The sequence below is a fragment of the Candidatus Desulfolinea nitratireducens genome, from assembly GCF_982879505.1.
Map to the genome: position 1 here is coordinate 1 of NZ_CEYOSI010000046.1, position 18,956 is coordinate 18,956.

The 18,956-nt window shown below is 47.6% G+C and carries 35 protein-coding genes; 34 read left to right on the forward strand and 1 reads right to left on the reverse strand.

What is annotated here, in order from left to right; genetic code table 11:
- Positions 1-66: 66 nt before the first annotated feature.
- The 34 genes from rpsJ to mazG all read left to right on the forward strand — a co-directional run bounded on the left by rpsJ (position 67) and on the right by mazG (position 18,287).
- Positions 67-375, forward strand: coding sequence for a 30S ribosomal protein S10 (rpsJ, locus tag AC3DOM_RS05920; RefSeq protein WP_487918107.1), 309 nt, complete (start codon positions 67-69; stop codon positions 373-375).
- Between the two features lie 218 nt (positions 376-593).
- Entirely contained in the window at positions 594-1,223 is a 630-nt protein-coding gene (rplC, locus tag AC3DOM_RS05925) for a 50S ribosomal protein L3 (protein ID WP_487918108.1), read from the forward strand.
- Between the two features lie 24 nt (positions 1,224-1,247).
- Positions 1,248-1,877, forward strand: a complete 630-nt coding sequence (rplD, locus tag AC3DOM_RS05930; protein ID WP_487918109.1) for a 50S ribosomal protein L4 — start codon at positions 1,248-1,250, stop codon at positions 1,875-1,877.
- Between the two features lie 9 nt (positions 1,878-1,886).
- Positions 1,887-2,189 (forward strand): 50S ribosomal protein L23, encoded by a 303-nt coding sequence (gene rplW / locus AC3DOM_RS05935; protein WP_487918110.1) that lies wholly within the window; start codon positions 1,887-1,889, stop codon positions 2,187-2,189.
- On the forward strand, positions 2,189-3,025 hold the full coding sequence (gene rplB, locus AC3DOM_RS05940; protein WP_487918111.1) for a 50S ribosomal protein L2: 837 nt from the start codon (positions 2,189-2,191) through the stop codon (positions 3,023-3,025). The genes rplW and rplB overlap by 1 nt, the downstream gene beginning before the upstream one ends.
- A 20-nt stretch (positions 3,026-3,045) precedes the next feature.
- Positions 3,046-3,303 carry a 30S ribosomal protein S19 gene (gene rpsS, locus AC3DOM_RS05945; RefSeq protein ID WP_487918112.1) on the forward strand — a complete coding sequence of 86 codons (258 nt, stop codon included), beginning with the start codon at positions 3,046-3,048 and terminating at the stop codon, positions 3,301-3,303.
- Positions 3,304-3,320: 17 nt separating this feature from the next.
- A complete protein-coding gene (gene rplV, locus AC3DOM_RS05950; protein ID WP_487918113.1) occupies positions 3,321-3,668 on the forward strand; it encodes a 50S ribosomal protein L22 in 348 nt (115 codons plus the stop codon).
- Positions 3,669-3,692: 24 nt separating this feature from the next.
- Positions 3,693-4,442, forward strand: a complete 750-nt coding sequence (gene rpsC, locus AC3DOM_RS05955; RefSeq protein WP_487918114.1) for a 30S ribosomal protein S3 — start codon at positions 3,693-3,695, stop codon at positions 4,440-4,442.
- Between the two features lie 38 nt (positions 4,443-4,480).
- On the forward strand, positions 4,481-4,897 hold the full coding sequence (gene rplP / locus AC3DOM_RS05960; RefSeq protein ID WP_487918115.1) for a 50S ribosomal protein L16: 417 nt from the start codon (positions 4,481-4,483) through the stop codon (positions 4,895-4,897).
- A 2-nt stretch (positions 4,898-4,899) separates the two neighbouring features.
- Complete coding sequence (gene rpmC / locus AC3DOM_RS05965) at positions 4,900-5,112, forward strand: 50S ribosomal protein L29 (RefSeq protein ID WP_487918116.1); 213 nt, start codon at positions 4,900-4,902, stop codon at positions 5,110-5,112.
- On the forward strand, positions 5,109-5,399 hold the full coding sequence (gene rpsQ, locus AC3DOM_RS05970) for a 30S ribosomal protein S17 (RefSeq protein ID WP_487918117.1): 291 nt from the start codon (positions 5,109-5,111) through the stop codon (positions 5,397-5,399). Before rpmC ends, rpsQ begins: the two co-directional genes overlap by 4 nt.
- Positions 5,386-5,757 (forward strand): 50S ribosomal protein L14, encoded by a 372-nt coding sequence (gene rplN, locus AC3DOM_RS05975; RefSeq protein WP_487918118.1) that lies wholly within the window; start codon positions 5,386-5,388, stop codon positions 5,755-5,757. Before rpsQ ends, rplN begins: the two co-directional genes overlap by 14 nt.
- Positions 5,758-5,775: 18 nt before the next feature.
- Complete coding sequence (gene rplX / locus AC3DOM_RS05980) at positions 5,776-6,105, forward strand: 50S ribosomal protein L24 (protein ID WP_487918119.1); 330 nt, start codon at positions 5,776-5,778, stop codon at positions 6,103-6,105.
- Between the two features lie 16 nt (positions 6,106-6,121).
- Entirely contained in the window at positions 6,122-6,667 is a 546-nt protein-coding gene (gene rplE / locus AC3DOM_RS05985; protein ID WP_487918120.1) for a 50S ribosomal protein L5, read from the forward strand.
- 1 nt (position 6,668) lies between these two features.
- The gene (locus tag AC3DOM_RS05990) at positions 6,669-6,851 is read left to right on the forward strand and encodes a type Z 30S ribosomal protein S14 (protein ID WP_487918121.1); all 183 of its coding nucleotides are present in this window, start codon (positions 6,669-6,671) and stop codon (positions 6,849-6,851) included.
- Positions 6,852-6,869: 18 nt separating this feature from the next.
- Complete coding sequence (gene rpsH, locus AC3DOM_RS05995) at positions 6,870-7,283, forward strand: 30S ribosomal protein S8 (protein WP_487918122.1); 414 nt, start codon at positions 6,870-6,872, stop codon at positions 7,281-7,283.
- Between the two features lie 15 nt (positions 7,284-7,298).
- A complete protein-coding gene (rplF, locus tag AC3DOM_RS06000) occupies positions 7,299-7,844 on the forward strand; it encodes a 50S ribosomal protein L6 (protein WP_487918123.1) in 546 nt (181 codons plus the stop codon).
- Positions 7,845-7,847: 3 nt separating this feature from the next.
- Complete coding sequence (rplR, locus tag AC3DOM_RS06005) at positions 7,848-8,213, forward strand: 50S ribosomal protein L18 (RefSeq protein ID WP_487918124.1); 366 nt, start codon at positions 7,848-7,850, stop codon at positions 8,211-8,213.
- 18 nt (positions 8,214-8,231) lie between these two features.
- A complete protein-coding gene (gene rpsE, locus AC3DOM_RS06010) occupies positions 8,232-8,759 on the forward strand; it encodes a 30S ribosomal protein S5 (protein ID WP_487918125.1) in 528 nt (175 codons plus the stop codon).
- 6 nt (positions 8,760-8,765) lie between these two features.
- Positions 8,766-8,960, forward strand: coding sequence for a 50S ribosomal protein L30 (gene rpmD / locus AC3DOM_RS06015; protein WP_487918126.1), 195 nt, complete (start codon positions 8,766-8,768; stop codon positions 8,958-8,960).
- Between the two features lie 9 nt (positions 8,961-8,969).
- Positions 8,970-9,425 (forward strand): 50S ribosomal protein L15, encoded by a 456-nt coding sequence (gene rplO / locus AC3DOM_RS06020; RefSeq protein WP_487918127.1) that lies wholly within the window; start codon positions 8,970-8,972, stop codon positions 9,423-9,425.
- Between the two features lie 25 nt (positions 9,426-9,450).
- Entirely contained in the window at positions 9,451-10,806 is a 1,356-nt protein-coding gene (gene secY, locus AC3DOM_RS06025; RefSeq protein WP_487918128.1) for a preprotein translocase subunit SecY, read from the forward strand.
- Between the two features lie 12 nt (positions 10,807-10,818).
- Positions 10,819-11,475, forward strand: coding sequence for an adenylate kinase (locus AC3DOM_RS06030; RefSeq protein WP_487918129.1), 657 nt, complete (start codon positions 10,819-10,821; stop codon positions 11,473-11,475).
- Positions 11,475-12,248, forward strand: a complete 774-nt coding sequence (gene map / locus AC3DOM_RS06035; protein ID WP_487918130.1) for a type I methionyl aminopeptidase — start codon at positions 11,475-11,477, stop codon at positions 12,246-12,248. Before AC3DOM_RS06030 ends, map begins: the two co-directional genes overlap by 1 nt.
- Before the next feature lie 120 nt (positions 12,249-12,368).
- Positions 12,369-12,482 carry a 50S ribosomal protein L36 gene (gene rpmJ, locus AC3DOM_RS06040; protein WP_487918131.1) on the forward strand — a complete coding sequence of 38 codons (114 nt, stop codon included), beginning with the start codon at positions 12,369-12,371 and terminating at the stop codon, positions 12,480-12,482.
- 8 nt (positions 12,483-12,490) lie between these two features.
- Positions 12,491-12,877 (forward strand): 30S ribosomal protein S13, encoded by a 387-nt coding sequence (gene rpsM / locus AC3DOM_RS06045; protein WP_487918132.1) that lies wholly within the window; start codon positions 12,491-12,493, stop codon positions 12,875-12,877.
- 18 nt (positions 12,878-12,895) lie between these two features.
- Complete coding sequence (gene rpsK / locus AC3DOM_RS06050; RefSeq protein ID WP_487918133.1) at positions 12,896-13,300, forward strand: 30S ribosomal protein S11; 405 nt, start codon at positions 12,896-12,898, stop codon at positions 13,298-13,300.
- Between the two features lie 22 nt (positions 13,301-13,322).
- Positions 13,323-13,961 (forward strand): 30S ribosomal protein S4, encoded by a 639-nt coding sequence (gene rpsD / locus AC3DOM_RS06055; RefSeq protein ID WP_487918134.1) that lies wholly within the window; start codon positions 13,323-13,325, stop codon positions 13,959-13,961.
- A gap of 79 nt (positions 13,962-14,040) precedes the next feature.
- Positions 14,041-15,000 (forward strand): DNA-directed RNA polymerase subunit alpha, encoded by a 960-nt coding sequence (locus AC3DOM_RS06060; RefSeq protein ID WP_487918135.1) that lies wholly within the window; start codon positions 14,041-14,043, stop codon positions 14,998-15,000.
- Positions 15,001-15,005: 5 nt separating this feature from the next.
- Positions 15,006-15,383 (forward strand): 50S ribosomal protein L17, encoded by a 378-nt coding sequence (gene rplQ, locus AC3DOM_RS06065; RefSeq protein WP_487918136.1) that lies wholly within the window; start codon positions 15,006-15,008, stop codon positions 15,381-15,383.
- Between the two features lie 87 nt (positions 15,384-15,470).
- Positions 15,471-16,226, forward strand: coding sequence for a tRNA pseudouridine(38-40) synthase TruA (gene truA, locus AC3DOM_RS06070; protein WP_487918137.1), 756 nt, complete (start codon positions 15,471-15,473; stop codon positions 16,224-16,226).
- Positions 16,227-16,254: 28 nt separating this feature from the next.
- Positions 16,255-16,695, forward strand: a complete 441-nt coding sequence (gene rplM / locus AC3DOM_RS06075) for a 50S ribosomal protein L13 (RefSeq protein WP_487918138.1) — start codon at positions 16,255-16,257, stop codon at positions 16,693-16,695.
- Positions 16,696-16,711: 16 nt separating this feature from the next.
- Positions 16,712-17,107 carry a 30S ribosomal protein S9 gene (rpsI, locus tag AC3DOM_RS06080; protein ID WP_487918139.1) on the forward strand — a complete coding sequence of 132 codons (396 nt, stop codon included), beginning with the start codon at positions 16,712-16,714 and terminating at the stop codon, positions 17,105-17,107.
- Positions 17,108-17,195: 88 nt separating this feature from the next.
- Positions 17,196-18,287, forward strand: coding sequence for a nucleoside triphosphate pyrophosphohydrolase (gene mazG, locus AC3DOM_RS06085; protein WP_487918140.1), 1,092 nt, complete (start codon positions 17,196-17,198; stop codon positions 18,285-18,287).
- A 19-nt stretch (positions 18,288-18,306) separates the two neighbouring features.
- Here the strand turns inward: mazG and AC3DOM_RS06090 are convergent.
- The coding region (locus AC3DOM_RS06090) for a hypothetical protein (protein ID WP_487918141.1) at positions 18,307-18,956 on the reverse strand (650 nt) is incomplete at its 5' end.

An 18,956-nucleotide genomic window follows, 5' to 3' on the forward strand; every position in this document is an offset into this window, starting at 1 on the left:
CATCCGTGAAGGCGGTCTGACCGTCGGCGCTGGTGTGATCACCAAACTACTTTAAAAGGTAATTCAATGGCTAAACAAAGAATCCGTATCCGCCTGAAGGCATATGACCATCGAGTCCTCGATCAATCTGCTAAACGAATTGTAGATACCGCTGAACGAAGTGGTGCCCATGTTGTTGGCCCTGTACCCTTGCCAACAAAGAAAGAACGGTTTACAATACGACGTTCGACGTTCATTGATAAAGATTCGCACGAACATTTTGAGATCCGCACGCATAACCGTTTGATTGATGTACTGGATCCCGAATCAAAAACGATTGATATGCTGATGCGGCTCAATTTGCCAGCAGGCGTGGATATTGAAATAAAGATTTAGCCTTTTGTAATTTAACATAGCATTATCACAATGTGCATTGCTGACCGTAAAACAAAAGCCAGCAATGCCGATGTGTGTAAGACGATAACGCAAGAGTTGTTTTGTGAGCAGACCAATAATAAATGCTCTGCTCCAAGGTAACTGACTGCGTTATTCAGGAGATGATGCAGCCAAGCCCGGCTGACAGTCTTAAAAATTCTTTGAAGGAGAAAATTGAAATGTTGAAAGGGCTGATTGGAAAAAAGATCGGTATGACCCAGATCTTTGACGAAGCCGGTGTAGCTTTACCGGTTACTGTCATCGAGGCTGGGCCTTGTTATGTTACACAGGTGCGTACTCATGAAGTTGATGGGTATTCTGCCGTGCAACTTGGCTTTGGTGAGGTGAACCCGAAACGATTGACAGGTGGACAACGTGGGCATCTCAAAGTGAATGATGTATCCCCCTTACGCTTTTTGCGTGAATTCCGTATTAAATCTCCAGAAGTTGGTGTAGGCGATAAGGTTACCGTTGAAAACTTTGAACTGGGTGAGCGTGTTGATATTTCTGGCACCAGCAAAGGTAAGGGTTTTCAAGGTGCTATGAAGCGCCACGGCTTTCGCGGTGGACATGCGACTCATGGTCAATCTGACCGCCAGCGTTCCCCAGGTTCTGTTGGCGCAGGTACTACGCCCGGTCGAGTTCATAAAGGGAAGAAGATGCCTGGCCAGATGGGAAATGTTCGCGTAACCTCCCAGGGCCTCAAAGTTGTTCTTGTTGATGTTGAACGCAACCTGCTCGGCGTAATGGGATCTGTCCCTGGCGGAAAAGGTGGCGTCGTCATCATCAAAGGGGCGCGCAAGCAATAAGCGCAGGTATTGGGAGCAAATATCATGAAAGTAGATGTTTTAAATATTGAGGGCAAAAAGCTTCGCCAGGTTGAATTACCTGCCGCTGTCTTTGAAGCTCCAATTAATATAGATTTGATGCACCAGGCTTATGTCCGGCAGATGGCGAATGCTCGTTTAGGTACGCACAAAACCAAAAGCCGTGGTGAGGTATCTGGCGGCGGTCGCAAACCGTGGCGTCAAAAAGGAACCGGTCGAGCCCGTCAGGGCACCATCCGTGCTCCTCAATTTGTTGGCGGCGGTAGAGTTCATACCCCGCGTCCTCGTAGTTATGAGAAACGAATGCCGCGTAAGATGCGTCAGGCAGCTTTACGCTCGGCCCTTTCTGTCAAAGCGGCAGAAGCCAGGATTGTTGTTGTTGACGATCTCATTTTGGCTGAATCCAAAACCCGCCTGATGGTAGAAGCTTTGGGACATTTGGTAGGTGAAGCAAGCGCACTTCTTCTGTTGCCTGAGAAAAATCAGACTTATGAGGTTGCAATGCGCACCTCAGAGAATATTCCAGATACAAAGGTTTTATTGGCTAACTATATCAATATCCGTGATCTTTTAGGCTTTGATAAAGTGGTGATTTCTCTAAAAACATTAGACGCCCTGAAAGCGCACTTAGGATAGGAGGCTACAATGACCACAATTTATGATGTCCTTCGTCGCCCGCTGGTTACTGAGAAAACCAATTATCAAATAAATACATTGAATCAGTACACTTTTATTGTTAGCAATGATGCAACCAAGGCGATGGTAAAAGAAGCTGTCGAGACGATCTTTGATGTGGCTGTGACAAGCGTGAATATCATGAAAACCCCGGCGAAGCGCAGCGTTCGCGCACGCAGCCGCCGTTTGATGGTGCGTAAAGCTGGTATCAAGAAAGCGATTGTTACGTTAGCCGAAGGCAATTCAATTGAAATATTTGAAGGTGTACAGTAATGGCTGTAAAAAAATATAAACCGACTACACCCGGTCAGCGTAATAAGACTGGGTATACGTTTGAAGAGATCACGAAGAAAACTCCTGAGCGTTCTTTGATTATCCCGTTGCGCAAAAGCGGTGGTCGTAATGCCCATGGACGTGTGACCGTTCGCCATCGTGGTGGTGGGCATCGTCGTTTTATCCGCATTGTAGATTTTAAGCGCGATAAGCTTGGCGTCCCCGCTCGAGTGGCAGCAATTGAATATGATCCGAATCGAACGGCTCGTTTGGCACTGCTTTTCTATGCAGACGGCGCAAAACGATATATCGTGGCCCCATTGGGTGTCAAGGTTGGCGATATGTTAATGTCTGGCCCTGGTGCAGAAATTCGAGATGGAAACAGTTTGCCGATTGCCAATATCCCGGTGGGGACGATGATCCACAATATCGAGATGAAAGAAGGCAAGGGCGCACAAATGGTGCGTTCGGCAGGAGCTTCAGCTCAATTGCTGGCAAAAGAAGGTGATTATGCTCAAATCCGCTTGCCCTCTGGCGAGGTTCGCTTGATCCGCCAGGTTTGCTATGCGACGATTGGTCAGGTTGGCAATGTTGAGCGCAGCAATATCAAACTGGGCAAGGCTGGGCGCAAACGCCACCTGGGCATTCGCCCAACAGTCCGTGGTTCTGCGATGAACCCAAACGATCACCCTCATGGTGGTGGTGAAGGTCGTCAACCAATTGGTATGCCTGGACCCAAAAGCCCGTGGGGTAAGCCCACTTTGGGTTTCAAGACCCGCCGCAATAAAGATACTGACAAGTATATTGTGCGCCGCCGCAATAAAGGCAAGCGATAGGGATAAGCGAGGAATTTATTATGTCACGATCATTGAAAAAAGGGCCATTTATTGACCCGAAACTACTCGTAAAAATTGATGCCATGAACCAAAAAGGTGAGAAGACAGTTATTCGGACCTGGAGCAGGGCGAGTGTGATCTTTCCCCAAATGGTTGGGCATACAATTGCCGTGCACGATGGTCGCCGCCATGTTCCGATCTATATTACTGAAAATATGGTTGGACATCGATTGGGAGAATTTGCCCCCACGCGCACCTATCGTGGTCACGTAGGGTAATGGCAGGAGTTTGAATTATGGCTACTCAAGATATTCGCGCTAAATTAAGCTACCACTCAGTATCTGCTCAGAAAGTCCGCCTTGTAATCAACCTGATTCGCGGCAAAGATGCTGTTTATGCGCTTGAAATGTTGCGCTTTGTTCAAAAACGCTCTGCAGAGCCTGTTCGTAAGTTATTGGCCTCTGCCGTTGCCAATGCTGAGGAAAATTTTGGTCTAAACCGGGATGACCTGTATATTGCCAAAATTTATGCGGATGAAGCACCCACTCGTAAATGGCGTCGCTTTGGCGCGCGCGGTCGGTTTAAACCGCTTTTGCGCCGCTCTTCGCATGTAACCGTAATCTTGCGTGAGCGAGAAGTATAAAGAAAAGGACGCAAAGGAGATATTATGGGTCGTAAAGTTCATCCCGTTGGATTTCGCCTGAAGATCACGCATCCGTGGAAAGCCCGTTGGTTTGCTAAAGGGGCTCAGTATCGGGAGCAATTGCAACAGGATATTGCTATTCGCAGTTTGCTGACAGGCGTTGCCGCAAAAGGTGGTACTCCAACTTATCGTAAAGTCGAAGAGCTTCGTAAGGAATTATCAGAATCTGTATTGAACCAGCGTGCTGGTATTTCAAATATTGAGATTGAGCGTTTTCCTGGCAAAATCAAGGTCTCTATTCATACTGCCAAACCTGGTGTCTTGATTGGCCGCAAGGGCGAAAGCGTAAAGAAGGTTCGCGCAACGCTCGAAGAGCTGGTTGGGCAAATAGTTGATTTGGATGTGAAAGAAATTAAATCGCCAGACACCGATGCTCACTTGATCGCGGTCAATATTGCTGATCAGTTGACCCGTCGAATTGCTTATCGTCGTGCTATGAAGCGTGCGATCCAAAATGCAATGAGGCAAGGTGCTGAGGGTGTAAAAATTGAGGTTTCAGGTCGCTTGAGTGGTGCTGAAATGGCGCGGCGTGTGTGGTTGCGCGATGGGCGTGTACCTCTGCAAACCCTAAGAGCTGATATTGACTTTGCTGTTGTCAAATCAATAACTGCTTATGGCGCAATTGGCGTCAAAGTTTGGGTTTACAACGGTGAGAAAATGCCTAAAGTTGAAGAAGAAGCTGAAACAACCGAAGGCGTCTACGTTAGTAGGTAGGCAACTCTCAAGGTTGTTTGAGGAAAGAGGTTATTTTTATGTTGATGCCGAAACGCTTTAAGTGGCGTAAACAAATGCGTGGTCGAATGCGAGGCAAAGCATTACGCGGAGCTGAGGTAAGTTTTGGAGACTATGGCATTCAGGCCTTGGAACCAGGTTGGATTTCAGCCAGGCAGATCGAAGCCGCACGCCGAGCAATTGTACGTTCGATGAAGCGCCGTGGTAAGGTGTGGATCCGAATTTTCCCAGACAAACCTTATACCAAACGCGCGGCTGAGTCCCGTATGGGTAAGGGAAAAGGGTCAGTTGAATATTGGGTAGCAGTTGTAAAACCCGGTCGAATTATGTTTGAGATTGGCGGTCTCCCTGATGATGTGGCTGTAGAAGCTCTTAAGCTTGCGCAGTATAAATTGTCGATCAAAACAAAGATCGTTTCTCGAGACTTAGGAGAGTAGACATGAAAGCAAATGAACTACGCAAATTGTCTATCGACGAGATTGAAGCCAAAATATCAGATGCCCGTGAGGAGTTAATGAAACTCCGTTTTCAGCAGGTTACCGGTCAGTTAACAGATACCAGCAGAATGCGTTTCGTGCGTCGTGATATAGCTCGGATGAGCACGATAGTAAATGAGCTTGATTCCGAAGTTGAATTGGAAGGTGAGGCATGAACGAGCGTCGTCGAATGAATGGATTTGTAACCAGCAACAAAATGATAAAAACTGTAGTGGTAGAGATTACACGGACTTATCAACATCCTCTTTACCGAAAAGTTGTTCATAGCAGCAAGCGTGTTAAAGCACATGATGAACTTGATTGCAATATTGGCGATGAAGTTCGCATCGTAGAAAGCCGCCCGATTTCAAAAGATAAGCGTTGGGTTGTTGAGGCGATTATCAAGCGCGAAACGCGAACTGCTGATACAGGTGTAGGAGAAATAAGCAATGATACAAACTGAATCACGTTTAAAAATTGCTGATAACACCGGTGCACGCGAAATATTGGTGATCAATGTGACGGGTGGCTCAGTACGTAAGACAGGCGCCGTTGGCGATGTTGTCGTCGGTACTGTAAAAGTTGCCACACCGCAGGGTGCTGTAAAGAAAAGCGAAATTGTGCGCGCAGTTATTGTCCGCTGTTCTAAAGAATGGCGCCGTGATGACGGTTCTCATATTCGCTTTGATGATAATGCCGCAGTTATTCTTGATACTGATGGAAAAAACCCCAAGGGCAGCCGTATTTTTGGTCCTGTTGCGCGTGAATTGCGAGAGCGTGGCTATACCAAGATCGTTTCGCTGGCCCCGGAAGCACTTTAGGGTTTTGGGAGCAAAATAATGAAAAACAAAATCCGCAAAGGTGATACCGTTGAAATTATTAGCGGTCGCTTTGAAGATAAAGGCAAACGCGGTGAGGTGATTAACGTCATCCCTGATGATGATCGTGTCGTTGTGCAAGGTGCTAATTTGCGCACAAAACATCAGGCGCAAGTGCAAACGCAAGGGCGTACGATCAATCCTGGGATGATTAAATTTGAAGGAACAATGCATATCTCTAACGTAATGCTTGTTTGTCCAAAATGTGATCAACCAACGCGTATCGCAGTGCAGCGTGACGAAGATGGTGCTCACCGTGTTTGCAAAAAATGCCAGGCGATCATCGAATAGGCTAGGCTGGAGCGATATGAATAAGATGAAAGAGTTTTATCAGGAAGAAGCGGTACCATCACTAGTAAAAGACTTTGGTTTTACGAGTGTGATGCAGGTACCACGTATTGAAAAGGTTGTTGTCAATATTGGTCTCGGTGAGGCCAAAGATAACCCCAAAGTTTTGGGTGCGGCTTCTGGCGACCTTGCCATTATCACTGGGCAAAGACCGGTGATGACCAAAGCCCGCAAGAGCATCGCGAATTTCAAATTGCGTGAAGGTTTAACAATTGGAACCAAGGTGACCTTGCGTGGTGAAAAAATGTGGGCTTTTCTGGATCGTTTGATCAACGTAGCGCTGCCGCGTGTCCGTGATTTTCGCGGGATTTCTGCCAATTCTTTTGATGGACGCGGAAATTACACCCTGGGCCTCAAAGATCAATTGATTTGGCCCGAGATTGATTATGACAAAATTGATAAACTGCGCGGGATGGAAATCACCATCGTTACCACCGCTCAGAATGATGACCAAGCTCGTTCTTTATTAACATTGCTTGGGATGCCGTTCAAAAAGGAAGCATAATATGGCACAAAAATGTATGCATTATCGTGAGATGAGGCGCAAGTATCCAACCCGTGTGCGTAACCGCTGCGAACGTTGTGGCCGCCCTCGTGGCTATATGCGCCGCTTTGGCTTATGTCGAATTTGCTTCCGTGAATTAGCGCTTGAAGGAAAAATCCCTGGCGTTACCAAAGCTTCTTGGTAGTTGGGTAGAGGTGAAATTATGAGTGTTTCTGATCCTATTGCTGATATGCTGACCCGTGTGCGTAATGCGGTCATGATTGGTCAAGCAACGGTTGCCATGCCTAGTTCCAAGATGAAAGTGGAAATTGCCAACATCCTTAAGGATGAAGGGTACTTGGAAAAGGTTGAAATCGTTGATGGGGAACGACCGAACCAGCCTGTACTGCGTGTACGGGTTAAATATGTAGGTAAGCGTCGCGAACGCCAATCCGTTTTGACCGGGTTGGAACGAGTAAGTCGTCCTGGACGCCGTGTTTATACCAAAAAACAGGATATTCCCTGGGTTCTTTCTGGTATCGGCATAGCAATATTGTCCACTCCTAAAGGAGTAATGACCGGGCAAAAAGCTCGTTCATTGGGTGTCGGCGGCGAACTCCTCTGTAAAGTTTGGTAACAGGAGGTACTGACTATGTCTCGTATTGGACGTATGCCTGTCATCATCCCAGAGGGTGTGCAGGTAGATATTAAAGGGTCTTTTGTGAAAGTAAAAGGCCAAAAAGGTGAAATGCAGCGTCAGTTTTCCCACTTGATGGAAATCGCAATGAAAGATGGACAGGTTGTCATAAAAAGAAAATCTAACCATCCGACAGAGCGCGCCCTTCATGGAACGACGCGGGCATTAATTGCAAATATGGTGCAAGGTGTCAACTCGGGTTTCGAGAAAACACTTGAAGTTCAGGGTGTTGGCTATCGAGCCGAAATGAATGGCAAGAACCTTGTATTGAACGTAGGCTATTCGCATCCTGTTGAGATTGAACCTGTGGATGGCATTAGTTTTGACGCGGATCCCAAAACCAAGCAAGTGAAGGTGATGGGCATTGACAAGGAAACAGTTGGCAAAGTTGCTTCTGAAATACGCAAAGTTCGCCCACCAGAACCTTATCATGGTAAAGGTATTCGTTATCTTGACGAGTACGTTCGCCGCAAAGCTGGAAAAGCCGGGAAAGGAATGTAAACTATGGGCGCTAAAAATCGTTCTGCCGCTCGCATTCGACGTCATGCTCGTGTGCGAAAACATGTTTCTGGAACTTCTGCACGCCCGCGATTGAGCGTATTTCGAAGTCTATCGGAAATTTACGCTCAGGTGATTGATGATGAGGCCGGTAAAACTCTTGTTTCTGCCTCCAGCATTGATGCTGAGTTGCGTGCAAAAATGAAAGGCCTGAAAAAGGTTGAACAAGCTCGTTTGGTTGGTGAATCTATTGCCGAGCGTGCAAAGGGAACGGGAATAACCAGCATTGTTTTTGATCGTGGTGGTTTCCGTTATACAGGGCGTGTAAAAGCCCTGGCAGATGCCGCACGTAAAGGTGGCCTGCAGTTTTAGGCCCGAGTGGAGAATACTATGCCAAACTTCGATAAAAATAAGAAATTTGAGAAAGATGATCTTGATGAGCGCATGATCGAGATCGCCCGTGTGGCAAAAGTGGTTAAAGGTGGTCGCCGCTTCCAATTCCGCGCAGCCATTGTGGTTGGTGATGGCAAAGGGAAAATCGGGATGGGAATTGGTAAAGCCAATTCTGTGCCCGATGCGATTCGCAAAGCCTCTGAGCGTGCACGTCGAGATCTGCACTTTGTGAATTTGTCTGACACGACCATTGCCCACGAGGTCCTTGGACGTGTTTCAGGCGCCAGAGTTCTTTTGAAACCGGCTTCACCTGGTACAGGCGTTATTGCTGCGGGCGGTGTTCGTGCTGTTTTGGAAGCCGCTGGCGTCAAAGATATTTTGACAAAATCTTTGGGCAGTAATAATGTCCTTAATGTTGTCAAGGCAACTTTTGATGCATTGGAACAGGTGAAATCGCCTGCTGAGGAAGCCGCCCGACGTGGTAAACCAGTCAAAGATCTGATGCCATTTTGGGAACGGAGGTAATCAGTCATGGCGAAGAATGCAGCTGAAAAGAAATTACGCGTCACTTTGGTGAAAAGCCCGATTGGATATAGCAAACGGCAGAAAGCCACTGTACGTGCTTTGGGACTACGTCGCATGAACCATACTGTGGAGCATGTGGATAACCCTGCTTTGCGTGGGATGCTTGTAAAAGTCAGCCACTTAATCAAAGTGGAAGAGTAGGATTTTATTATGAAATTACATGATCTTGCGCCAAATCCGGGCGCGAAGAAAAATCGAAAACGCATTGGGCGCGGTATTGCTGCAGGCCAGGGGAAAACAGCTGGTCGCGGTCAAAAAGGACAGAAAGCACGTTCCGGTAGCGGTGGCAAATTATATCGCCAGGGCGGTAACCTGCCTTTCTTCCGTCGTCTGCCATTTATGCGTGGTAAGGGTTTCACGCCGTTGAACAGGATTGAGTATAACGAAATCAATCTTGATCAGTTAGATGAAGCATTCAAGGCTAATGCAGAAGTGACGCCTGAAAGTCTGAAAGCTGCCCGTTTGCTGCGCGATTCTCGTAATCCAGTTGTTATTTTGGGGCGCGGCGAAATTAAAGCTGCCCTTAAAGTGCAAGCGCACCGTGTAAGTAAGGGAGCACAAGAGAAAATTGAAGCCGCTGGTGGTAGCGTAGAGATAATCAATTAGCTTGTCGTAAGACTAGGAGAGTTATATGAAGCAGACTTTTTCTGGATGGCGTTACTTGTGGACCTCGATTGATATTCGACGTAAATTGCTGTACACGTTGGGTTTCCTGGCTTTATATCGAGTAGCTGCAAATGTTCCCGCCCCCGGTGTGGATTTTGAGGCACTGGCGGCATTCCGTGCCAATCTTGGTGCCAGCGGAACTTTCTTTAACTTCCTCGATCTTTTGTCTGGCGGCACAGTCTCGCAATTTTCACTGTTATCAATGGGTGTCTATCCTTATATTACAGCCCAAATTATTTTGCAGTTGCTCACCCCAATCATCCCTGCTTTACAACAACGGATGAAAGATGATCCGCGCGAAGGCCAAAAGTGGATGGAAAAGTGGACCTATATTCTGGCTGTACCTATGGCAGCGCTCTCAGCGATTGGCCAGGTCAATATCTTTAATTCTTATGCACAACAATTAGGCCTCAATCAGATACTCCCCTTTGGGTTTAGTAGCGATCTTATCCTCTCGTCTATTACCGTCCTGGTGGCAATGACCGGCGGAACAATGTTCGCTATCTGGCTTGGTGAGTTGATTTCTGAATACGGGATGCGTAAGCAAGGTCTTTCTCTGATCATTTTTGCAGGCATTGTTGTCAACTTGCCCAGTAATCTAGTCCGTTTGATGAGCGATGAGCAGAACAGATGGGTTTTGTTGGCAATGACGATCGTTGTATTGGTATTGACTATCTTTGCCATCGTCTTTGTGCAGCAAGGGCGCCGAAATGTCCCCGTGATGTACCCTGGGCGGCGTATGGGAAACCGTATGTCCATGCCGGTTAAAGGCACTTTACCATTGATGGTCAATATGGCCGGAATGATCCCCCTGATTTTTTCCAGTGCAATTTTGCAATTTCCAGCAATTGTTTCCAGCTATTTTGTTGGGTCTGAAACACCGTGGATTGCTAATTTTGCAAAGGGAGCCCAAAGTACATTTGATGGTTCGGGTGGCGTTTACTGGTTGCTCTATTTCTTAATGGTGGTTATCTTCACCTTCTTCTATACCGATGTTCTTTTCGCCCAGCAAAATTATGGCGATAACCTGAAGCGGATGGGTGCACAAATTCCTGGTATTAGCCGGGGAGCCCCAACCCAGAAATATCTAACAAAAGTCCAGCGGCGCATTACCCTGCCGGGCGCGTTATTCCTTGGTCTTGTAGCTGTCTTGCCATATTTGATGCAGTTTATATTGCCGATTAGTTCTCAGGGCGCAGGATTGCTGCTTGTTTCATCTGCCGGACTGCTGATTGTAGTTGGTGTTGTGCGCGATGTCTTCCAAAACATCGATGCTGAGCTAAAATTGCACGGCTACCAGGATTCAATTCTGGTCAAGTAAAGGGCATCTGATATGGCAACCTACATTGTTTTGCTAGGCCCTCCCGGTGTTGGAAAAGGCACCCAAGCGAAAATTGTGGCCAACCAATCCGGTTTAGCACATATCTCATCCGGTGATCTCTTTCGAGAGAATATCAAGAATCATACCGAATTGGGTCAGTTAGCAGAGAACTTTATCAATAAAGGCGAGCTTGTGCCAGACGATCTGACCATTGCAATGATCAAAGATCGAATTACCCGTTCAGATTGTGAATCGGGAGCGATTTTGGATGGCTTCCCCCGCACGCCTGTACAGGCGGATGCCGCCAAGATAATGTTGAATGAAATCGGAGAAGATATTGATATCGTCCCCTTTATCACTGCTCCGGATGAAATACTTGTCGAACGCCTTAGTGGACGTTGGACTTGCCGCAAGAGTGGACATATCTTCCACACCGTATTTAACCCTCCGCTAAAAGAGGGTGTCTGCGATATTGATGGTTCCGAGCTTTACCAACGTGATGATGATAAGGTTGAAACTGTAAAAAACAGGATCCAGGTTTATCTGAGGCGAACCTCACCGTTGATCGCATACTATCGCGAACAAGGGAAACTTGTGGAAGTGCAAGGCAATCAGGCCATTGAAGAAGTAACCAGAGATCTACTCGACGTCCTGGCGAAAGAATATTGATGGACTGGGCACGACAAATTCATGTTAAAACCCCTGCCGAGATTGAAATTATGCGCGAAGCAGGGCATATTAATGCGACAGTTCATGCAACTGTCAGAGAACTTTTAAAACCAGGTGTAACCACGGCTGACCTCAACGCGGCTGCTGAGGAAGTGCTACGGAAACACAATGCTGTATCGCCCTTTAAAAACTATCCCGGCCCCTATCCATATCCGGCCTCCATTACGGTCTGTGTGAATGAGGAATTGGTGCATGGGATACCAACGAAAAAACGAAAGTTGCAAGAGGGCGATATTGTTTCGATAGATTGCGGAACGATTTTTGAAGGTTTTGTTGCAGATTCTGCGTTTTCCGCAGGGGTCGGTGAAACCTCCTCCGCAGCAAAGAAATTACTCGATGTTACAGAAGGTGCTCTTGTAGCAGGCATTGATAAAATGCGGCCAGGAAACCGGACGGGCGATATCTCTGCTGCAATACAGCAATATGTTGAAAGCCGTGGCTTCTACGTTACGCGAGAATACACTGGTCACGGCGTAGGTCGACAAATGCACGAAGGGCCTCAGGTGCCAAATTATGGCATCCCCGGGCGCGGATTGTTGCTTCGTCCTGGAGTTACCATTGCATTGGAACCAATGGTTCTTGTTGGGACCTCAAAGACAAAAGTCTTACCTGACCAATGGACGGTGATCTCTGCAGATAAGTCATTGACGGCTCATTTTGAACATTCTATTGCCGTTACCGAAGGAGAACCTCTAATCCTGACTGTCCTTTGACATAATTGCAAAGAAACCATCGTAAAAATAAAATCCGGGCACTAGACGGAAAAGAAATCAGCAAGTATAATCCAATGCTTTGGCTGTAATATTTGACAGCCGCCAAGTAGGAGAGCTAGTATGAAAGTATCACCATCTATTCGCAAGCGCTGTGCGAAATGCAAGGTTGTTCGGCGCAAAGGCAGATTGTATGTGATCTGCGAGAATCCTAAACATAAACAGCGACAGGGTTAATATATATTATGGCGAGAATTGAAGGTGTTGATCTTCCCCGTAACAAACGGGTTGAAATTGGCCTGACCTATATTTATGGGATCGGGCGAACGCGGGCAAAAAATATTTTGGCCGCTACAAATGTGAGTCCAGACCAACGTATCCAGGATCTGTCTGAAAGCGATCTGGCAGCGTTGCGAGAATTCATTAATAAAAATTATAAACTCGAAGGCGATCTTCGCCGCGAGACGCAGATGAATATCAAACGGTTGATTGAGATCGGTTGTTATCGTGGTCTCCGGCATCGTCGCAGTTTGCCCGTAAACGGACAACGCACACGCACCAATGCCCGCACCCGCAAGGGTACTAAGAAGACTGTTGCCGGACGCGGTCGTCGTCGCGGTGCATCCAAATAGAATTGTAGCGAGGAACTTATGGCTAAAAATGTACGTTCAACGCGTCGTAGTGGTGCTAAAAAGAAGGCTAAACGCAGTTTGTCCTCTGGGCAAGTGCATGTAATGGCCTCCTTCAATAATACGATTATCACTGTGACGGATATGCAAGGCAATACTGTTGCCTGGGGAAGCGCGGGCTCTGCTGGTTTTAAGGGTTCTCGTAAAAGCACTCCTTTTGCAGCCCGACTGGCCGCAGAGGAAGCAGGAAATGCTGCCCAGCAATTAGGTATCCAGGAAGTTGATATATTCCTTAAAGGACCTGGCCCTGGTCGCGAGAATGCTATCCGTGCCATTCAGACCCTGGGTATTAAAGTGCGCTCTATTGCAGATATCACGCCGGTGCCCCATAATGGGTGTCGGCCTCCAAAGAAACGCCGCGTTTAATTGAGAATAAGGAAAGAATAGTATGGCGAAATATATTGGGCCGGTATGTAAATTATGTCGGCGTGAAGGCGAAAAGCTTTTTCTTAAAGGAGAGCGATGTTTCTCTCCAAAATGTTCATTCGATAAACGTGATTATGCTCCTGGACAACATGGGCGTAATATGAGCCGTCGAAGAGGCCGTGAATCAGATTACGGTCGTCAATTACGTGCCAAACAGCGCGCTCGTCGCGTTTATGGTGTGTTTGAGCGTCAGTTCAGCCGCTATTTCAAAATTGCTTCCCAGCGACGTGGGCTGACAGGTTTGAATTTGCTTCAAATCCTTGAATCTCGTTTGGATAATGTTGTTTACCGGATGGGATTTGCTTCCAGCCGAGCGGAAGCTCGTGTCTTGGTGACCCATGGTCATTTTATTGTGAATGGCCGTCGTACCGACATCCCCTCCATGCTCCTTCGTGGTGGTGATGAACTTTCTGTACGCGAGAGCTCTCGAAAATTGACCTATTTCAAAAACTTGGGTGACCTTGTAGAGAAGCGAAATGCTCCTGCATGGCTAGAGCGGGACGCTAAAACATTGGCTGGAAAAATTGGGCGCTTGCCTGAACGATCCGAGATTGATGGCATTCTAAACGAACAGCTCATCGTTGAATACTACTCACGCTAATTGTGAGAAATTATTTCATTAGAGCTTTTTCTGCTATGACTGAAAGAGGTGGACCGTGACGGGTATCACGAATATGGTTATGCCAAAAATTGAGAGAGAAGCTGAATCTCGCAATTACGGCAAGTTTATTATCAGCCCACTGGAACAAGGCTACGGAGCCACCATTGGAAATGCCATGCGGCGCGCACTTTTATCGTCGCTAAATGGTGTTGCCGTTACCTCCATGCGGATAGCTGACGTTTTGCATGAGTTTACGGATGTCCCTGGTGTTCGTGAGGATGTTGTTCAGATCATGTTGCAGATCAAACAGATCCGCATGAAGTTGGATGGTGTGGACAGCACACGTATGCATTTGGAAGTCCGTGGCGAAGGTGTTGTTACAGCCGCAGATATCATTGCGCCACCAGAAGTGGAGATTGTTAATCCTGATCTCTATTTATTTACGGTGGATAGCAATAATGCTAAAATGGATATCGAGTTTTCTGTGGCGCGCGGACGAGGCTACTCGCCTTCAAACGAACGTGGCGGGCATATGCCAATCGGCGAAATGCCTGTAGATGCGTTGTTCAGCCCGGTAAAACGAGTGAATTGGGATGTGACCTCGGCTCGTGTTGGCCAAAGTACAAATTTCGATAAGTTGATCCTCGAAATCTGGACAGACGGCTCTCTGACACCTGAAAAAGCTTTGAGCATGTCTGGCAAAGTGTTGATTGAGCATCTACGCCATATTGCCGGTGTTAGCGAAGAGTCGCTGATGGCAGTGATCGAGGAAGTGGATGAAGAAAGCCGTGTTACCAGCGAAGTTGCTGAAACCCCGGTGGAAGCTCTTGATCTTTCTGTGCGCGTCTTTAATTCCTTGAAACGCACGGGTATTATTACGGTAGGCGATGTTCTGGATCTGCTTGAAAAAGGTGACCAGGCGATTATGTCCATCCGTAATTTTGGTGAAAAGAGTCTTGACGAGTTGCGCCAAAAGATGCGTGAAAAGGGCTATATGGCCGACGAAGATGAAGTTGAAGTTGAAGATAACGCGGAGTAATTAAGATGCGACATCAAATAGCAGGTAAAAGACTAAATCGCACGACAGGCGCGCGTAATGCGTTGCGCCGTAATTTGATCAAGCAGCTCTTTGAGCATGAGCGGATCAAGACCACAAAAGCAAAAGCAGCGGCCGTACGCGTGGATGCTGAAAAACTTATTACCCTTGCTCGCAATAGCATTGAGGCAGAAGATTCCAAAAAAGTGCATGCTCGCCGTTTGGCAGCAGCCCGTTTGGGTGGCAATGCGATTTTACCCAAACTCTTTGATGATATTGCCCCTCGCTTCGTTAATCGCAATGGCGGTTACACCCGAGTATTGAAGCTCGGCCCTCGCAAAGGCGATGGCGCCGAAATGGTTTTGCTTGAATTAGTTGAAGAATAGATCGCAGTGATCAGTTTTCGGTATTCAGGTATCAGTGAGCATTATCCAAGACACTGACCACTGGATACTGAACACTGAACACCGAAAATGGTACGTTACCAGATTATCATTGCTTATGACGGGACAGATTTTGTCGGTAGTCAGCGGCAGGCGAAATCCCGCACTGTGCAGGGCGAGTTGGAAAAGGCCCTCCAGAAATTGGGATGGGATGGTAGTTCGGCCCTCATGGCTGGACGAACGGATGCAGGTGTTCACGCTTCGGGTCAGGTTGCAGCCTTTGATTTAGGCTGGGATCATAGTCTCGCAGATTTGAATAATGCCCTAAACGCCAACCTGCCCGCCGATATGGCTATTTGCCAGGTTCAGATTGCTCCAGCGGATTTTCATCCCCGCTTTGATGCAAAAGCCCGGCTGTACCGTTATCGCATCTTCTGTCAAAGGAATCGCGATCCATTGCGAGAACGTTATGCATGGCGCGTCTGGCCTGCGGTAGATGAGGCGACGCTTCACTCATTGGCAGCTTTGCTGCCAGGCAAATTTGACTTTGCCGCCTTCGGATCCCCCCCCCGTCCCGGAGGTAGCACAGAACGTCATTTGATGCGGGCGAGTTGGCATAAGCAGGAAGATGAATGGCGCTTTGAAGTGCAGGCAAATGCCTTCCTTTATCATATGGTGAGGAGGCTGGTTCACACACAGGTTGTGATCGCGCAGGGAAAATTCCCGGCTGAGAACTTTGCCCGTGCTTTAGCCGAGCAAGTTGAGGTCCCGGGCGGGATCGCTCCATCCAATGGATTGAGTTTGGTCGAAGTGTCTTATTCTGATAATAAAAAATTAGAAAATTAAAGTCTTACTTAGTTAGTGGAGAGTTGAAGTGTATAAATCTTATTATCCTAAAAAAGATGAGATCGAGCGCAGTTGGTATATCGTGGATGCCAATGGTGAAAATTTGGGCCGCCTGGCGACCAGAATTGCCACCGTATTACTGGGCAAACATAAACCGACCTTTACGCCTGGCGTAGAGATGGGTGATTATGTGATTGTGACCAATGCTGGTGGAATTCAGGTAACTGGTACGCGCACCAATTCAAAACTGGATACCAAGATGTATTATCGGCACTCAGGGTATCCTGGTGGTTTCAAAGTGAAATCCTTACGTGAGCAACTTGCGACCTATCCCGACCGCGCTATTCGTTCGGCTGTTTGGGGAATGCTTCCTCATAATCGCATGGGACGACATTTGCTCAAACGACTCAGAGTTTTCGCAACTGCAGAACACCCGCATGAAGCGCAAAATCCTGAGCCTCTGAAATAGAAAATAGGAAGGTATTATGTCTGAACGATATTTTGAAGGAATTGGCCGCCGAAAAGAGAGCACTGCTCGTGTACGCGTATCGAGTGGAACGGGCAAGTTTATCGTAAACCAAAAAGAACTTGAGGCCTATTTCACACGTGCTGGTGATCCCGGTACCATTTTAGAACCCTTTGCTGCTGCTGGCGATAAACGCGAATCTTATGATGTCAGCGTTCACGTCAAAGGTGGCGGTGTTACTGGCCAAACTGACGCAGTCTTGCTTGGTCTGGCGCGTGCGTTGGTGAAATTCAATCCTGAAAACCACACCGCCATGCGCAAAGGCGGCTACCTGACCCGTAACCCATTGGTCAAGGAACGCAAGAAACCAGGTCTCAAAAAAGCCCGCAAGGCTCCGACCTACACCAAGCGCTAAGCCTTATTACTATAAAAGCCAGAGCCTAATGCGAATGAGCAATTTGTCATTTACGCATTAGGTTTTGCATTTAAGTTTGGGAGATCCCATGCCGCTACTTGAAGAACTCGGTTCCATACTAACCGCGCTGGATTTAGAAGATATAACAAGATTGATTCTGCTTGATACCGGTGAGCTGCACGATGCCCATGTGCCACCCTTTCAACCAGATATGCCAGTCTTATTGTTGGGAAATACATCTCAGGATTTGGGGAATATTCGACAGATTTTACAAACTGTTTATCCGGACGCACATCTCCTGCGGATGGTTGATGCTGAAGAGGCCGTCACGGACCTGACCCTGGGCTTGCTCGGCGCGAAAAAAGATGATTCCCCTGTCAGCGCCATCTATATCCCCGCCCTCGAAGCGGGAACCTCCCTCTCAGCATTTCAGGAAATTGTTGCCCACCTCCGCGCCCCAGATGGATGTCCCTGGGATAAAAAGCAAACCCACCAAACTTTACGTCAGCATCTCCTTGAAGAATCCTACGAAGCCCTGGCTGCGATGGATGCAGAGGATACAGCGGGTATGGCGGAGGAGTTTGGTGACCTGTTGCTCCAGATCGTTCTCAATGCCCAGATCGCCAACGAGAGCGGTAATTTCTCTCTCAGTGATGTAATCAAGGGAATCCACGATAAGATCGTGCGCAGGCATCCCCATGTCTTTGGGGACCGGCAGGTAGATGGGGTGGAAGAAGTGTTAAAAAACTGGGAGCAACTTAAGGAGCAAGAGAGACAATCAAATGGGGAGATTGAAAAGGGGATTTTAGATGGTGTCCCGCTTTCCTTCCCTGCGTTAAATCAGGCGCAGGAATATCAGGACCGTGCTGCCCGGGTTGGCTTTGACTGGCCTGAGATCAAAGGTGTGCTGGATAAACTCGTTGAGGAAATTGAGGAAATCCGTCGGGCATCCGATGGTGAAGAACGTGCTGCCGAAATTGGGGATCTTTTTTTTGTAATGGTTAATTTTGCTCGATGGCAGGGTGTGGATGCCGAGTCTGTGCTGCGTGAGGCTAATGCTCGCTTCAAGCGCCGCTTTAGCCATATAGAGCGTCGTGCCAGAGAAGAGAAACGCCCCCTGACTGAAATGACCTTGGAAGAAATGGAAGCGCTGTGGCAGGAAGCGAAGGGATTGAGCTAGGTCTTTAGCAAACTTTGTGTTATTGATTACAGCGAAATTTACTGGCTGCCTCTTCAAAAAGACTGTAGGCGATCTCTTTGTTTGGTGCGTAGGCCATCCAGCCGAAGGCGCGATCACCACAGATCCATGCCGCTGCTCCACCTACCGGTAGAACTGCGGAGGCTGTGGAAGTGGGGACGTAGAAAAATGTCAGGTCGCCGACCAGGTTTACGTCAAGGTTGCCAAGGCGGGAGCCCAATCCATCTTTCATAACAAGATCAAGCATAAATTGAGGGTCATCCGATCCATGGTTTAGCTGCCAAACGAGCAGGGTGAAGGTATCGGGGCTGTATGCGACGAGGCTTCCTTCGCTATAGAGACTGGGATTTTCCGCTTCACGCGCGTCAAAGAGGGCGATTTCGACGGGATGTCCAATGCAAAATTGGTATTCGCAAAAGAGACCTTCTAAAGTGGGGGCGTGAGATGTGAGTGTTGGGTAGGGGGTATATGTTGGTTGAATGGTTGGCCCTGGTTGGGCAGCCAGTGTTTTTCCTACAGCGATGGCAATCAGGTTTTCATTGGATGTTGACGGTTTTGGCCTACATGCACTGAGAACAAAGAGCAGAAAGATTAAGGCAAGGATAGTTATTTTATTCTTCATGGGCGAATTATACGCTGAAAAGAAGATAT

Coding starts and splice junctions, on each gene's coding strand:
- rpsJ (WP_487918107.1), top strand. CDS start 67: ATGGCTAAACAAAGAATCCGTATCCGCCTGAAGGCATATGACCATCGA.
- rplC (WP_487918108.1), top strand. CDS start 594: ATGTTGAAAGGGCTGATTGGAAAAAAGATCGGTATGACCCAGATCTTT.
- rplD (WP_487918109.1), top strand. CDS start 1,248: ATGAAAGTAGATGTTTTAAATATTGAGGGCAAAAAGCTTCGCCAGGTT.
- rplW (WP_487918110.1), top strand. CDS start 1,887: ATGACCACAATTTATGATGTCCTTCGTCGCCCGCTGGTTACTGAGAAA.
- rplB (WP_487918111.1), top strand. CDS start 2,189: ATGGCTGTAAAAAAATATAAACCGACTACACCCGGTCAGCGTAATAAG.
- rpsS (WP_487918112.1), top strand. CDS start 3,046: ATGTCACGATCATTGAAAAAAGGGCCATTTATTGACCCGAAACTACTC.
- rplV (WP_487918113.1), top strand. CDS start 3,321: ATGGCTACTCAAGATATTCGCGCTAAATTAAGCTACCACTCAGTATCT.
- rpsC (WP_487918114.1), top strand. CDS start 3,693: ATGGGTCGTAAAGTTCATCCCGTTGGATTTCGCCTGAAGATCACGCAT.
- rplP (WP_487918115.1), top strand. CDS start 4,481: ATGTTGATGCCGAAACGCTTTAAGTGGCGTAAACAAATGCGTGGTCGA.
- rpmC (WP_487918116.1), top strand. CDS start 4,900: ATGAAAGCAAATGAACTACGCAAATTGTCTATCGACGAGATTGAAGCC.
- rpsQ (WP_487918117.1), top strand. CDS start 5,109: ATGAACGAGCGTCGTCGAATGAATGGATTTGTAACCAGCAACAAAATG.
- rplN (WP_487918118.1), top strand. CDS start 5,386: ATGATACAAACTGAATCACGTTTAAAAATTGCTGATAACACCGGTGCA.
- rplX (WP_487918119.1), top strand. CDS start 5,776: ATGAAAAACAAAATCCGCAAAGGTGATACCGTTGAAATTATTAGCGGT.
- rplE (WP_487918120.1), top strand. CDS start 6,122: ATGAATAAGATGAAAGAGTTTTATCAGGAAGAAGCGGTACCATCACTA.
- AC3DOM_RS05990 (WP_487918121.1), top strand. CDS start 6,669: ATGGCACAAAAATGTATGCATTATCGTGAGATGAGGCGCAAGTATCCA.
- rpsH (WP_487918122.1), top strand. CDS start 6,870: ATGAGTGTTTCTGATCCTATTGCTGATATGCTGACCCGTGTGCGTAAT.
- rplF (WP_487918123.1), top strand. CDS start 7,299: ATGTCTCGTATTGGACGTATGCCTGTCATCATCCCAGAGGGTGTGCAG.
- rplR (WP_487918124.1), top strand. CDS start 7,848: ATGGGCGCTAAAAATCGTTCTGCCGCTCGCATTCGACGTCATGCTCGT.
- rpsE (WP_487918125.1), top strand. CDS start 8,232: ATGCCAAACTTCGATAAAAATAAGAAATTTGAGAAAGATGATCTTGAT.
- rpmD (WP_487918126.1), top strand. CDS start 8,766: ATGGCGAAGAATGCAGCTGAAAAGAAATTACGCGTCACTTTGGTGAAA.
- rplO (WP_487918127.1), top strand. CDS start 8,970: ATGAAATTACATGATCTTGCGCCAAATCCGGGCGCGAAGAAAAATCGA.
- secY (WP_487918128.1), top strand. CDS start 9,451: ATGAAGCAGACTTTTTCTGGATGGCGTTACTTGTGGACCTCGATTGAT.
- AC3DOM_RS06030 (WP_487918129.1), top strand. CDS start 10,819: ATGGCAACCTACATTGTTTTGCTAGGCCCTCCCGGTGTTGGAAAAGGC.
- map (WP_487918130.1), top strand. CDS start 11,475: ATGGACTGGGCACGACAAATTCATGTTAAAACCCCTGCCGAGATTGAA.
- rpmJ (WP_487918131.1), top strand. CDS start 12,369: ATGAAAGTATCACCATCTATTCGCAAGCGCTGTGCGAAATGCAAGGTT.
- rpsM (WP_487918132.1), top strand. CDS start 12,491: ATGGCGAGAATTGAAGGTGTTGATCTTCCCCGTAACAAACGGGTTGAA.
- rpsK (WP_487918133.1), top strand. CDS start 12,896: ATGGCTAAAAATGTACGTTCAACGCGTCGTAGTGGTGCTAAAAAGAAG.
- rpsD (WP_487918134.1), top strand. CDS start 13,323: ATGGCGAAATATATTGGGCCGGTATGTAAATTATGTCGGCGTGAAGGC.
- AC3DOM_RS06060 (WP_487918135.1), top strand. CDS start 14,041: ATGCCAAAAATTGAGAGAGAAGCTGAATCTCGCAATTACGGCAAGTTT.
- rplQ (WP_487918136.1), top strand. CDS start 15,006: ATGCGACATCAAATAGCAGGTAAAAGACTAAATCGCACGACAGGCGCG.
- truA (WP_487918137.1), top strand. CDS start 15,471: ATGGTACGTTACCAGATTATCATTGCTTATGACGGGACAGATTTTGTC.
- rpsI (WP_487918139.1), top strand. CDS start 16,712: ATGTCTGAACGATATTTTGAAGGAATTGGCCGCCGAAAAGAGAGCACT.
- mazG (WP_487918140.1), top strand. CDS start 17,196: ATGCCGCTACTTGAAGAACTCGGTTCCATACTAACCGCGCTGGATTTA.